Origin of the sequence: Nostoc sp. UHCC 0302 (genome assembly GCF_038096175.1) — a bacterium.
In the GTDB taxonomy this organism is placed as follows: domain Bacteria; phylum Cyanobacteriota; class Cyanobacteriia; order Cyanobacteriales; family Nostocaceae; genus UHCC-0302.
Genome location: NZ_CP151099.1, coordinates 8,284,246 through 8,296,903, shown reverse-complemented (window position 1 = coordinate 8,296,903; position 12,658 = coordinate 8,284,246). Strand labels below are relative to the sequence as shown.

The 12,658-nt window shown below is 40.6% G+C and carries 14 protein-coding genes; 7 read left to right on the top strand and 7 right to left on the bottom strand.

Annotated features, from left to right (window positions below):
* Positions 1-112 precede the first annotated feature (112 nt).
* From hrcA to WKK05_RS35885, 3 genes are all read left to right on the top strand, one after another.
* On the top strand, positions 113-1,237 hold the full coding sequence (gene hrcA / locus WKK05_RS35895; protein ID WP_341527714.1) for a heat-inducible transcriptional repressor HrcA: 1,125 nt from the start codon (positions 113-115) through the stop codon (positions 1,235-1,237).
* A 58-nt stretch (positions 1,238-1,295) separates the two neighbouring features.
* Complete coding sequence (locus tag WKK05_RS35890) at positions 1,296-1,973, top strand: DUF2834 domain-containing protein (protein WP_341527713.1); 678 nt, start codon at positions 1,296-1,298, stop codon at positions 1,971-1,973.
* 164 nt (positions 1,974-2,137) lie between these two features.
* The gene (locus tag WKK05_RS35885; RefSeq protein ID WP_341527712.1) at positions 2,138-2,809 is read left to right on the top strand and encodes a hypothetical protein; all 672 of its coding nucleotides are present in this window, start codon (positions 2,138-2,140) and stop codon (positions 2,807-2,809) included.
* Positions 2,810-2,940: 131 nt separating this feature from the next.
* Here WKK05_RS35885 and crtW read toward each other — a convergent pair whose 3' ends face one another.
* Both crtW and WKK05_RS35875 read right to left on the bottom strand, forming a co-directional pair.
* Positions 2,941-3,705: a beta-carotene ketolase CrtW gene (gene crtW, locus WKK05_RS35880; RefSeq protein ID WP_341527711.1), complete on the bottom strand. Its 765-nt coding sequence runs from the start codon at positions 3,703-3,705 to the stop codon at positions 2,941-2,943.
* Positions 3,706-4,110: 405 nt separating this feature from the next.
* Complete coding sequence (locus WKK05_RS35875) at positions 4,111-4,296, bottom strand: high light inducible protein (protein WP_341527710.1); 186 nt, start codon at positions 4,294-4,296, stop codon at positions 4,111-4,113.
* 358 nt (positions 4,297-4,654) lie between these two features.
* On the opposite strand from WKK05_RS35875, the gene WKK05_RS35870 reads away from it, so the two are divergent.
* The gene (locus tag WKK05_RS35870) at positions 4,655-5,473 is read left to right on the top strand and encodes an SDR family oxidoreductase (RefSeq protein ID WP_341527709.1); all 819 of its coding nucleotides are present in this window, start codon (positions 4,655-4,657) and stop codon (positions 5,471-5,473) included.
* Between the two features lie 40 nt (positions 5,474-5,513).
* On the opposite strand, the gene WKK05_RS35865 is transcribed toward WKK05_RS35870, so the two are convergent.
* The 4 genes from WKK05_RS35865 to WKK05_RS35850 form a co-directional block, all read right to left on the bottom strand.
* Entirely contained in the window at positions 5,514-5,963 is a 450-nt protein-coding gene (locus WKK05_RS35865; protein WP_341527708.1) for an SRPBCC family protein, read from the bottom strand.
* Positions 5,964-5,981: 18 nt separating this feature from the next.
* Entirely contained in the window at positions 5,982-6,170 is a 189-nt protein-coding gene (locus WKK05_RS35860) for a CPXCG motif-containing cysteine-rich protein (RefSeq protein ID WP_341527707.1), read from the bottom strand.
* 202 nt (positions 6,171-6,372) lie between these two features.
* Positions 6,373-8,028 (bottom strand): radical SAM protein, encoded by a 1,656-nt coding sequence (locus tag WKK05_RS35855; protein ID WP_341527706.1) that lies wholly within the window; start codon positions 8,026-8,028, stop codon positions 6,373-6,375.
* Between the two features lie 21 nt (positions 8,029-8,049).
* Positions 8,050-8,304 (bottom strand): SemiSWEET transporter, encoded by a 255-nt coding sequence (locus WKK05_RS35850; protein WP_341527705.1) that lies wholly within the window; start codon positions 8,302-8,304, stop codon positions 8,050-8,052.
* A 262-nt stretch (positions 8,305-8,566) separates the two neighbouring features.
* Between WKK05_RS35850 and WKK05_RS35845 the strand changes: the two genes are divergently transcribed.
* Positions 8,567-9,976, top strand: a complete 1,410-nt coding sequence (locus tag WKK05_RS35845) for a cobyrinate a,c-diamide synthase (RefSeq protein WP_341527704.1) — start codon at positions 8,567-8,569, stop codon at positions 9,974-9,976.
* 42 nt (positions 9,977-10,018) lie between these two features.
* On the opposite strand, the gene WKK05_RS35840 is transcribed toward WKK05_RS35845, so the two are convergent.
* Entirely contained in the window at positions 10,019-10,471 is a 453-nt protein-coding gene (locus tag WKK05_RS35840; RefSeq protein WP_341527703.1) for a cyclic nucleotide-binding domain-containing protein, read from the bottom strand.
* 588 nt (positions 10,472-11,059) lie between these two features.
* Between WKK05_RS35840 and WKK05_RS35835 the strand changes: the two genes are divergently transcribed.
* A complete protein-coding gene (locus WKK05_RS35835) occupies positions 11,060-11,731 on the top strand; it encodes a cadmium resistance transporter (RefSeq protein ID WP_341527702.1) in 672 nt (223 codons plus the stop codon).
* A gap of 267 nt (positions 11,732-11,998) precedes the next feature.
* Positions 11,999-12,625, top strand: a complete 627-nt coding sequence (locus WKK05_RS35830) for a pentapeptide repeat-containing protein (protein WP_341527701.1) — start codon at positions 11,999-12,001, stop codon at positions 12,623-12,625.
* The last annotated feature ends 33 nt before the right edge of the window (positions 12,626-12,658 follow it).

Below are 12,658 nucleotides of genomic sequence, written 5' to 3'. Positions count from 1 at the left end.
CAACATTATTCAGTAATTTGCTATTTTAATTAATTATTAATAATTTTTGTTTAAGTCAAATCCAGAATTTTTCCAAGTTTGATTAAAGTTTGCCATCAGCAAAAAACATCCTATGGAAGTCCAGTTGACAAATCGACAACAGCATATACTTTGGGCAACGGTACGTCACTATATTGCTACCGCAGAGCCTGTTGGTTCTAAAGCTTTGGTCGAGGAGTACGACCTGGGAGTTAGCTCAGCGACGATTCGCAATATCATGGGCGTTTTAGAAAAGTCTGGGTTACTTTACCAACCCCATACCTCTGCTGGACGCATACCCTCTGACTCTGGGTATCGCATCTATGTAGATCAGTTAATTACACCTTCTCTGCGATCGCGCAGCGTCCCGCAGGGAAGCGGTACAGAAACTTTAGGGCGACAGGTAGAGGAGGCACTACAAAAGCGCCTTCAATGGGAAGATTGGAGTTTAGAAACACTTCTGCAAGGAGCTGCACAAATTTTAGCTACCTTAAGTGGGTGTATTAGCTTGATTACCATGCCACAAACCACTACAGCGCTGTTGCGACATCTGCAATTAGTGCAAATTGAAGCGGGTAAAATCATGCTAATTGTGGTAACAGATGCTTATGAGACACATTCCAGATTGATGGAATTGCCGGCAGTACCGGAAGAAATACAACGCGATGCAGAGGTTATTGATCGCGAGTTGCAGATTGTTTCTAACTTTTTGAATAGCCACTTACGAGGGCGAAGCCTGTTGGAATTAGCCGACCTCGATTGGAGTGAATTAGCTCAGGAGTTCCAACGGTATGGGGAATTTTTGAAAAATTCAGTTGCAGAATTGACTCGTCGCACTGTTACACCTACTGCCACACAAATTATGGTTCGGGGTGTAGCCGAAGTTCTGCGCCAACCAGAATTTTCACAACTACAGCAAGTGCAAACAATTATCCACCTGCTGGAAGAAGAACAAGACCAACTGTGGCGATTAATATTTGAAGAGCCAGAGCCGGAGGATGTGGGTAAACCACGGGTAACGGTTCGCATTGGTGCAGAAAACCCACTAGAGCCGATACGCACTTGTACATTGATTTCTTCCACTTATCGCCGAGGTTCAGTACCAGTAGGAAGTGTGGGAGTTTTAGGCCCAACGCGCCTAGATTACGAAAGTGCGATCGCTGTTGTGACAGCTGCTGCGGATTACCTATCAGAAGCTTTCAGTTATTTCAATCCTTAATTTTTAATCCTTATAGGGATTTATCAAAATCAATAATTAATACTAATTGTCTGCAATCATGGCGAGAAAAATTGCCTTTTGGGTGCTATGGCTGGGATTTATTGTCTATGCTTTTGTTTTGGCTCCTCCCCAGCAACCTAATACATTCGAGTTAATTAAAAACCTTTCTATTGCTCAGTGGCAAGGTATTAACCCTCTTGTTGTATCATTGTTCAACCTGATGGGCATTTGGCCTTTAATATACAGTGCAGTGCTTTTCATTGATGGTAGAGGGCAAAAAATACCTGCTTGGTTATTTGCCACTGGCTCCTTTGGTGTCGGGGCGTTTGCTCTATTACCTTACTTAGCTTTAAGGGAACCAAATAAAAAGTTTGTTGGTAAAAAGAATACTTTTCTGAAGCTATTAGATTCTCGTGTAACTGGTTTTGTGCTAACAATAGCGACGGTTATTCTAGTTGCTTATGGTTTACGGGGAGGAGATTGGGGTAACTTTGTGCAGCAGTGGCAAACTGACCGCTTCATCCATGTAATGAGCATAGATTTTTGCTTACTTTGCCTATTATTTCCGGCATTACTAACAGATGATATGGCGCGTCGCGGTTGGAAAAATCCGCAGCTTTTCTGGTTAATAGCATTTATACCACTCTTCGGCCCATTGATTTATTTGAGTGTGCGTCCACCTTTACCAGAAGTAGGAACAGAGGCAAGACTCAATCAGCAACCAGCAACAAATTGAATAATCAAAATAACACATGGCATCAGAGATGAAATTGAGATATTGAAATAAATCTCTTCATTCTCTCTGCGCCTCTGCGCGACACCACTTGCTACAACGGGGGGAACCTCCGCAACGCAGTGGCTCCTCTGCGTGAGATGAATAATTCCATAAAGCTTAAAATCATGACAAGAAAACTTGGATTGTGGTTACTATGGGCTGGATTTATCGCCTATATTTTATTCTTAGCTCCACCACTGCATCTAGAGGAGACACTGACGCTATTAAAAAATATATTTACTCTTCAGTGGAGTAACATAAATCCAGTTATCCTGTCATTGTTCTCGCTTGTAGGCATTTGGCTATTAATTTACAGTGGTCTGCTATTTATCGATGGCAGAACGCAGTGGATTCCTTTCTGGCCTTTTGCTTTAGCATCAGTAGGTTCAGGAGTACTTGGTCTCATCCCATATTTAGCCTTTCGTGAACCGAATCAAGAATTTTCTGGGCGAAAGGATGCTTTTTTACAACTGCTAGATTCTCGGTTTTTCGGTATTGTCTTGAGTCTCAGCACTATTGTTTTGCTATTCTACGCTTTAAGCTTCGGTGATTGGAAAGATTTTGTACAGCAGTTTCAAAGCGATCGCTTTATTCATGGCATGAGTTTGGCATTTTGCCTTTTTTGGTTTTTATTCCCTACAGTGCTGGCTGATGATATGGGGCGTCGTGGCTGGAATAATCCCCAAGTGTTTTGGGCAGTAGCTATATTCCCATTAATCGGTTCACTTGCTTATCTTTGCTTACGCCCGCCACTCCAAGCAAGCAGTCGTGAAGAATGGCTGGCAGCTAATAGGTAACGATATAGCAGTTACCGTATGGGTAAGGTACACAAATAAATACAGATACTCGTAGAGGCCCACAGATGTGGGCCCCTATCCGTGTGCTTTATTAAAATGAGAAATTGCTATATTTATTGGCCTATTAACAATTAACTGAACCTTGCATAAACTTCTGGTAGTTGCCACCAAGGAATATGGGGATACTCATGATGTTCTTCATGGTAGCCAAAATGATAGCAAGTAATAAATGACCACCAAATTTGACGCTTGATAGTTCGGGCATTATGAGGTTGAATATAACCCCCTGCTGGCTCACTATGAGGTAGAAAAGTTCCAAAATAAAATAATTGTAATGAGCTTAAAAGTGAAGGAACTACCCAAAATAAATTTAGATTATTACCGGGTATATGCAGGAGAAACTTAGCAACGTTATAGATAATTGTCACAGCTATAACTTGTCTCCAACTCCAATAACCCTTCATAAAATGAAAATACCAAGCAAAGAAATTTTTGTGTTTACCATTGTGAAAATCTGGATCTACTTCACTAGCTGGATTATGGTGATGTAACCAATGTTTTTTCAGTAAGGTTTGATATGGTAAAAGACCATAAAGAGATAAGCTCAATGCTCCAATAAAATGGTTAATTTTGGGGTTTTGAGGAAAAACTACCCCATGCATTGCATCATGAGCTGTAATAAATAATCCGGTATACAAAAATGTTTGTCCAAGTATGATAGTCACTAACATCCAAAGCTTGAACTTGGAGATGTCAAGGGTAAGTAAAAAACCGAGGCTAACAGCCCATACGCTAATAATTACAATACCAATGAAAAGTCCCTTAAACTGATATTTGTTTTTTACTACTAAAGTTGGTTTTTTTTGATGAATCGGTGCTTGCTCTAACTGAATCATGTTTTATCTTTTGCCTAGTTTCAGATGAAAGTTCCTGAAATATACTCATGAAAAAAGCACTAACCACTAGCCTGAAAACTCTATTGGTGGTCAGTGTTTTGCACTAGACAGTGCTAATAATTTACCAATATGTATAAATATTAAGATACTTGAATTATTATTACATATAATATAGCCACTATGTCAAAAGCTGTTCTCAGCTAGGAGCTACCTGATAGTTGATATACAGCAGATTTTAGGTTGGTGTAGTACACAACCTAGCTGTCAAAGCTAGACAGCAAGCCTGTTTTACTTCTGGCTTCTGAATTCTGCTGTATGTGAGGATACTGCTGAGTTTAATACCCGCAGCGATGAGTATCCTCACTTTAACCCTTTGAAAACAGCTGAACTCTGCAACAAAGACACTTAGAAGTGGAATACATCCCGTACTACGCTGTAGCCGTTGAGATCCCAAAGTAGATAAGCAATAAAACCAATCATTGCCAAGCGACCGTTCCAAAGTTCGGTCTGGGGAGTCAACCCAGGTGTAGCAGCATTGCGGTCTTTGCCATTGTATGCAGTTTCAGTTTTATCACTAGGATAAAGTGCCATTGTTAACTTTCCTTAAGAATTAATTACACTTTTATATTACTTAGTCATTCATTTCGCGCTATCTGTCTCTAGTTTCAAACTATAAGCAACTCTAAAGTAGTAGATTGGAACCTGTTTAGAAAATATTTATATAACGAAAGTTTAGTAATCATTTTTGTTACCCTTTTCATCAAGAGGCTTGTTTAACAGGTAAATGGTATTTACAGTATGCGTTGATTTTTAACAGTAATCTCAGCGAAATGAAAGCAGCAATATATTTCATAAGTTGCAATTTAAAAATCTAACGAAAGTCAGAAGGTTTATTGAGCGTTGTTGCTCAGACTAATAAATAGTAAATAACGTTTTTAAACCTTAAAATATGGCTCCTACCGTACTGATTACTGGTGCTTCTCAAGGTATTGGCAAAGCAACAGCTATTTTATTTGCCAAAAACGGATATGACCTTGTACTTACAGCTCGTCAGGGTGAACGCTTGGAGGCTGTAGCACAGGATATACAAAGTCTTGGCTGTACCGCGCCATTAACTGTTACTTGCGATGTTACAGAATCATCCCAAGTAGAGACACTAGTGCAAAAAGCGTTGGAGCATTATGGTTATATTGATGTGCTGATCAATAATGCAGGCATCTTTGCATCAGGGCCAGTAGAGGAGTTTTCCCTCAACGATTGGCATCAGATTTTAGACACTAATTTATGGGGATATATTCACACAATTCATGCGCTTCTACCTCATTTTCTCCAACGAAGAAGTGGAACTATTGTGAATTTAAGTTCCATAGGAGGCAAAGTTCCTACTGCTTATTTAGTTCCTTACTGTACTAGTAAATTTGGCGTAACGGGGTTAACGGAAGCATTGCAAGCAGAATTACAACCAAAAGGTATTCATGTTTGTGGAATTTATCCGAATTTAATTAAGAGTAGTTTAATGGAACGCGCAGTTTTTCGAGGTAAGGATGAGCAAGATGTCCAAAACCGTCGCGAACAACTCAATAATGTAGTGAAAAATCCTATTGTGGAAAAGCCGGAAGATGTGGCAAAAGCTATCTGGGATGCAGTCAAAAATAATAAGTCGGAGGTAATGGTTGGTTATGCCAATGTATCACAAGCTTTGTATCGCTTGTTTCCTGGTTTGACGAAGTGGGTTTCGCGACAAGGTTTGAAGAATAAGGATAATTAATTAGGACTGAGATAAAAATTTTATTGTTCAGCAGATTCTGTTATCGTGATTCGCATTCTCGTTTGGTTACATGGTGACGGTAGCGAAACATTGCTTCTAGCTGCACTTGTACTAACCAACCGCTGATAAATTCAGTTATTTCTCCACCTGGCAAAGAGAAGGAAATAGCATCAGTTAACCTTGTTTGGCCATTTTGTGGTTCAAATTCGTGTCGATGTATCCAAGACTCAAAAGGGCCAGATATCTGTTCGTCAGTAAACAAACGATATTTTTCGTATTCAGTGTGACGCGCTAACCAAGTTAACGGTAATGGCCCCAAAAAAAGCCGAAATTCTGTGATTGCACCTACGTCTAGTCCCCCCTCACGGCGAAGTACTTGGACTGGTTGCCAAGGTGGAGTAAGTAGTTGTAGGATATCTGGTCTTTCATGAAAATTCCAAACTACTTCTACTGGTGCATTAATTACTGAGGAATATTTAAAGTGCTGCATGGAAGAAAAATCTAAAATTTAGCCTTCGTATTCGCTATCAATTTCGATATCTAAGGTGTCTTCATCAACCCGCACATACAATATATTGGGGTTACAGCAAACCTGACAATCTTCTATATAAGATTGCTGGCCTCCAGCACTCAAATCAATAAAGGTTAAGTTCGGTTCGCCACAAAAGGCGCAGTAATACTCAGCAGTTGTTTGCATCAAGTTTTCAAGTATGAATTTATGGGCATGGGGTATTGGGTAGGAGTCAGGAATTACATTTGTCCCCTTAATCTCCCAGTACCCAGCAATGCACTGAGTTTCGACACTTCGACAAGCTCAGTGCATCGCTGCGCGGAAATCGAGCGAAGTCGAGATTCAACTACCGCTTGTCGTTGGCACAGCCTCTCGTAGAGAAGTGTCCCTAGTCCCTAGTCCCCAGTAATGGCTGTAGTTCTTTTGGCGATGAGTTGAAATGACTCTTGGCATCAGCTAAATGCTTTAGTAGTGTAGACTGTGGTAAAGGCCCTTGCAAGTGGCTCCAAGGTAATACTTGCTCTGTTGACCAATCAGCATGGACGTAGAAATCTAAGTCAGGAATTTGTCCTTTAAGCTGTTTGAAAGCACGTTTGTAGCTACCTAAAGAATCGCCAAAGTTGCGGGTGAGTTCGAGAAGTTGGGAAAGCCGACGATCGCCTCTCGACAATAAAGCCTGTATGATTGACCAATTATAGCTTTCTGGGCGAAATTCTATTCCCTGCGGCTTTAGCTGTTTTTGTAATAACTGCAACCGCTTCTCCGCTTGACGATTCACTCCCATCCATTGAAATGGTGTGTGTGCTTTGGGAACAAAGGTACTGCATCCGTATGTTAGGCGCAAACCTGGGGCAGCTTTTTTAATACTACGCATCATCGCTACTGTTTGCTCTAAATCTTCTGGTTCCTCACCAGGAATTCCGGCCATTCCGTAGAGTTTCAGGCTTTTTAATCCGCCAGCTTTGGCATTAACTGCTGCTTGAATGATTTCATCGTTATGCAGCTTTTTGTTGATGATTTGGCGGACTTTTTCGGAACCGCTTTCTACAGCAATGGTAAGCGATCGCGTGTCTCGTTGCGCTAAAGTTTTTGCCAGTTGTACTGTTACTGTATTAGTTCGCACGGAAGCAATGCTCAGACGCACATCATCATACTTTGGTTGACTAATATAATCTAATAATGCCTCAAATTCTGGATGCTGGGTAACAGACGCGCCTAATAATCCCAGCCGATTTGTAACTTGTAGACCTTTTTCAATTGCGGGAATTAATGAATTTTCCAAACTTGCTGTTCTAAAAGGCAATGTGAGATAACTTGCCAAACAGAAGCGGCACATTTCTGGACAGCTTCTCACCACTTCCACCATATAAATATTTTCCCATGCTGCCTTTTCTGTAACGACAGTTGATGCTGAGAGAGTATTTCCCCGATAAGTCTGCTTTTGCACCACTGCGGGGACTTCGGCGGAAACTGGTTTAATTGACTTAACTGCACCATCGATAGTTTGATACTCTACCTCATACAAACTAGGAATATAAATTCCTGGTACTTGTGCAAGTGCTTTAAGTTGAGTTTCTCTGGAGGCGTGTCTAACTTGTTTATAGGCTTCAATAAAATCCCCCAATAAGTTTTCGCCATCCCCCAATAAAATTACATCAAAAAAGTCTGCATAAGGTTCGGGGTTAGCTGTGAGGACGGGGCCGCCACCAAATATTATCGGATGAGCATCATTGCGCGAAGTTGCCCGAATAGGAATTTCTAAAGATTCCAGTAAATTTAAAATATTCACATAATCGAGTTCCCAAGAAATAGAGAATCCAAGTATTTCTGTTTTTCTGGGAAGTTGTTCGTGAATATCAGTAAATAAGCGACTTACCTGCACATCATCGCGCATTGCTAAAGTTGCCCAAACTACCTGATAGCCAAGGCTGGTAATACCTACGCTATATTCATTGGGAAAGGCAAAGATGATGGGAATAGCGTCGTTGTTCGGGGTAGTAGGGGTGAATAGGAGGCGTTCAGAAGTAAATGCAGAAGATGTCACAGGTATTTATTTAAGTTAGGTCTATCTATATTTAATTTTAAGCCATAGAATTATGAAGTTAAAAATCAATGTCACGCCGTTAGCAAGAATAATCGGTAACGATTGTAGATATAATCCATAAATTAACCACAAAAAAATACCAGTTATAAATGTAATCAGCGTAACCAGAGAAACATCTTTTGCTGATTTACTTTGCCAAGTTTTAATCATTTGTGGCAAGAAAGAGATTGTGGTTATTGTGGCAGCAGCTAATCCTAAAATTGTCAGAAAATCCATTAGCTATAACTTGATAAAATAATGTTTTTATTTGGAGCAATATACATACAGCAAAATTCAGGATTAGAGACTTGATTATACTCTTACGAGAAGCCGCACTCCCTGCGTCTACGCGTCTGTACAAGAGTCAGCAGCCACAAGTAAATCATTCATATTTGGTCTTTCCTGTCAATGCGTAAGTCATAATAGCTTTTAAATTTAGACATTAGACACTGTACTTAATTTACTGGCAAACTGCTGTAACACTTTATATTTTCTATTTATGGCTTTAGTCATTGCAGGAGAACGTAGCGGGGTGGGTAAGACAACAGTCACGCTCACCCTTTTAGCATCTTTGTGTCGTCGCGATCGCACAGTACAATCTTTCAAGGTTGGCCCAGATTATATTGACCCAATGTTTCATCAGCACGTTACTGGTCGTGCTTGTCGTAATTTAGACCCTGTATTGACATCTGAAGCTTACGTTCAGCAATGTTTTGCTCGTCATAGCCAAATGAGTGAATATGCTCTCGTGGAAGGAGTGATGGGGTTGTTTGATGGGGTGAAGGGGGCTAGGGATTGGGGACTAGGGACTGGGGATTCGGAAAAATGCAATTCACAATCCCCGACTTCTTTTGCCAGTACAGCTCACATCGCACGGCTGTTAGATTTGCCTGTATTATTGGTGATTGATTGTAGTCGGTTGTCTGGTTCTGTAGCTGCGATCGCTCACGGCTACCGCTCTTTTGATCCGACAATTAAAATTGCTGGAGTGGTATTAAATAGAGTCGGAAGCGATCGCCACCTCTCTCTTCTCAAAGACTCTTTAGAACCTTTACAATTACCAATTCTCGGCGTGCTAAGGCGTCAGGATAACATCACAATCCCTGATCGCCATCTGGGTTTAGTACCGACAGCAGAACTTCCCCAACTGAATGCTTTAATTAATCACTTTGCGGATTTAGGCGACACCTGCTTTGACTGGCAAAACTTGTTACCCCTATTAAAATCTCCCCCCCTCTCCCCCTCTCCCTCTCCTCCTTTCCCCCCCTCCTCTTTGAAAATTGCCGTCGCGCGCGATCGCGCTTTTAATTTCTATTACCAAGACAATCTCGACTTGCTACAACAATTAGGTGCAGAACTAGTTTTCTGGAGTCCTTTAGAAGATACTGGATTACCAAAAGATGTGCAGGGAATGTATTTCGGTGGTGGTTTCCCAGAAGTTTTTGCTCAACAATTAGCAGAAAATTTCAGCGTGCGTGATGCAGTGAAAACAGCAATTATGAAAGGAATGCCCACAGTTGCTGAATGTGGGGGATTGATGTATTTGTGTGAGCAAATTGTCGATTTTGAGGGTAAACCTTGGTCGATGGTGGAAATCTTACCCACATCTGCTGTAATGGGTGGGGGTCTTACCTTGGGATATCGTCGTGCAGTAGCTTTGCAAGATAATTTACTAGGATCAACAGGCACAAATATTTACGGGCATGAGTTTCATCGTTCCCGTTTAATCTCAACTCCCAATCAGCCTTTGTTTGAAACTTATCGCTTTGATTGTGACGAAAATATGGGATGTGAAGGATGGGGTTTGCCTGCTAATGTTCATGCGTCTTATATTCATTTGCATTGGGGAGAAAGTGTAGAGATTCCGCAGCGGTTTCTCCAGCAATGCCTTAAGTTTAATAATTCATAATTGATAATTACGAATTACGAATTACGAATTACGAATTACGAATTACGAATTATTTTGACGACCTGAAGCGGTCACGTTCATGTCGTCATTCAGCTTGCGAATCAAACGCGATAATTCCCGAATGATGTTCACTGCAATTTCGGGAGTTTCTTCAATTGCGTCATAAAGTTGCTCTTGCGTTAATTCCAAAAATTCACAAGGTTCTAAAGTCGTTGCCGTTGCAGAACGGGGTTGTGTATCAAATACTGCCATCTCACCAAAGTATTTTCCCTGCTCTACCTCTGCCAGTTGTTTATCGCCAATATGAACTTTAACCCGACCTGAAACAACAATATAAAGCGATCGCCCTTCTTCACCCTGTCTAAAAATGGTGTAATTAGCTGGAAATGACAGTTCATCCATCACTGAGGTCAGCCGCACAATAAAATCATCCCGCAATTCCTTAAAAATCGGGACTCGCCGGACAAATAATAAACGATCAACACTGGTTAGCATAATTACAAGTTATAAATCAAACATTATCAGAAATCTTCTAACAGAAGTAATGAGGGCGCGATTAGTCATATTAACATCCGAATATCTGACGACAAGCCGCCATCTATAGGTATCCCGTTTTTATTATTGAAACTTCCTAGTTACGAAAGTACATAAATACAAAAGTTCAACATTATTCTCTGAAGAAAATTTTAAATGAGAGATAAAGTGACTAATTTTTATAGGAATTATCTTACGCGCACATCTGACACTATCTCCTTGTTGTAACCTTCCTTATACTTCAGCTATTAATTACTTGTATTTATCGTTTTAAAAAAAAAGGATATTTGCTCTTATCTAGGGGATAGTCATAATATAAAGTTCATGCGCTCCCAAGGTACCTTGCTGAGAAAGAAATCACCAACTTGATTTGGTGGCGATTACCTCCAAAAATTCTAAACACAGGGAAATTGACTGATAACTAGCTAACCTCAAGTGGCTAAGGCTAGGCAAAACAGTCTAAAAATCCCTTGTGCTGCCTCAGATAGAGAAGCAGAGAAGAACTAGGAAGGGCTAAAAAACAGCATTGAATCATAGGGAGTAAAGATTATGAGTTGGCTGATTAGTACAGTAATTATTGGCATATCTGCGGCTTTTGCAACCACCTTTGACGACAACTTATATTTGACGGCATTTTTCGGAAAAATCAATCACACCTTTCGTCCCAAGCATATTATTATCGGTGAATTTCTTGGATTTACTGCATTAGTGTTTGCAAGTCTCCCTGGTTTCATCGGCGGTTTAGTTATTCCTGAAGCCTGGATTGGATTGCTAGGTATACTTCCCATTGCGATTGGTATCAGTCATCTCATGAGCCGAGAAGAGGCTGTAGAGACAGTACAAGCTGTATCAGTTAATTTAACTCCTAATCATTCTCCGCGTTGTAAAAAATCAATATGGGCAACCATCCGCGATCCGCAAACCTACCGTGTGTCAGCAGTCACCATTGCCAATGGAGCAAACAACATTGGGATATATGTACCGTTGTTTGCTAGCAGTAATCTTCCAAGTTTGGGAGTAATTCTATGTGTTTGCTATTTGACTGTAGGGATGTGGTGCTTGCTCTCTTACAACCTGACTCGCAATCCTCTGATGGCTCCCGTTCTGACTCGCTATGGTCGCAAAGTTTTCCCGTTTGTCTTAATCTACCTGGGATTCTCGATCATGATGAAAAGTGGAACGTTTCAACTCTTACCTAGTCTGGCAATGTTATCTCATTAAGAATTTGGCGATAAGCAGCCTGGCTAAAACTAGCAAAATGCGAGATCGCCTCCAGCACAGCGCAATTTGCTACACAAAATATTTAGTTGATCTTTCTCCTTAATCTCACTCAATCACTAACTTTTTTAATCACTAAAATTTATGAATTTAAACAGTAATGATATTTGCTCTTATCAATCAAGTTATTTACAGTGAATATAAAGCGATTTTATGAATAGCTCTTACAAAAGCAAAACAACGACTGCAAATCGTAACAGGAAGGAACTAATGAATAAACTAAACTCAAAAAAATTAACAAACTGGATTGTAACAGCAGTATTTCTAGTACTTGTAGCGGGAATTTCTCTGCTTGACCAACCCAGCGCCAAAGCTCAATCAGTAACACCATCTGTACCCACAGAATCTATATCAGCTCCAGTTGTATCGCCAACAGAAACCACATCAGCGCCAGTGATATCTCCGGTTGTAGCGCCAGTACAGTCTGTAGCAGCAAACGTTAGACATTTACTACAAACTAATGAATGTGTCGGGTGTAATTTGATTGGGGCTACTTTAAAGGATGCAAACCTGCAAGCGGCAAACTTAGAGAATGCTAATTTGCAAGGAGCAGATTTAGAGAGAGCTAACTTACAGCAAACAAACTTGCAAGCTGCAAATTTACAAGGAGCAGATTTAGGCAAGGCAAATGTAGCGGGAGCAAACCTAGTAGGAGCAAACCTATTTGATGCAGACCTAGAGAAAACAAACTTGCTAGGAGCTAATCTGCAAGCAGCTAATCTACAAAAAGCTGACTTGGAAAAGACAAATCTCACAAATGCGAACATCCAGGGTGCAAACCTGTTAGGGGCTGATTTACAAGACGCAATCAGACCTGAAGGATTTACGGTTCAGTAATTAGATATGTAGGGAAGCCAGCCGTTGGCGCAG

Bases quoted from the DNA above. Each gene is read 5' to 3' on its own strand.
- WKK05_RS35870 (WP_341527709.1), top strand. From the start codon at position 4,655: ATGGCTCCTACCGTACTGATTACTGGTGCTTCTCAAGGTATTGGCAAA.
- WKK05_RS35830 (WP_341527701.1), top strand. From the start codon at position 11,999: ATGAATAAACTAAACTCAAAAAAATTAACAAACTGGATTGTAACAGCA.
- hrcA (WP_341527714.1), top strand. From the start codon at position 113: ATGGAAGTCCAGTTGACAAATCGACAACAGCATATACTTTGGGCAACG.
- WKK05_RS35890 (WP_341527713.1), top strand. From the start codon at position 1,296: ATGGCGAGAAAAATTGCCTTTTGGGTGCTATGGCTGGGATTTATTGTC.
- WKK05_RS35865 (WP_341527708.1), bottom strand. From the start codon at position 5,963: ATGCAGCACTTTAAATATTCCTCAGTAATTAATGCACCAGTAGAAGTA.
- WKK05_RS35835 (WP_341527702.1), top strand. From the start codon at position 11,060: ATGAGTTGGCTGATTAGTACAGTAATTATTGGCATATCTGCGGCTTTT.
- WKK05_RS35885 (WP_341527712.1), top strand. From the start codon at position 2,138: ATGACAAGAAAACTTGGATTGTGGTTACTATGGGCTGGATTTATCGCC.
- WKK05_RS35860 (WP_341527707.1), bottom strand. From the start codon at position 6,170: ATGCAAACAACTGCTGAGTATTACTGCGCCTTTTGTGGCGAACCGAAC.
- WKK05_RS35840 (WP_341527703.1), bottom strand. From the start codon at position 10,471: ATGCTAACCAGTGTTGATCGTTTATTATTTGTCCGGCGAGTCCCGATT.
- WKK05_RS35845 (WP_341527704.1), top strand. From the start codon at position 8,567: ATGGCTTTAGTCATTGCAGGAGAACGTAGCGGGGTGGGTAAGACAACA.
- crtW (WP_341527711.1), bottom strand. From the start codon at position 3,705: ATGATTCAGTTAGAGCAAGCACCGATTCATCAAAAAAAACCAACTTTA.
- WKK05_RS35875 (WP_341527710.1), bottom strand. From the start codon at position 4,296: ATGGCACTTTATCCTAGTGATAAAACTGAAACTGCATACAATGGCAAA.
- WKK05_RS35850 (WP_341527705.1), bottom strand. From the start codon at position 8,304: ATGGATTTTCTGACAATTTTAGGATTAGCTGCTGCCACAATAACCACA.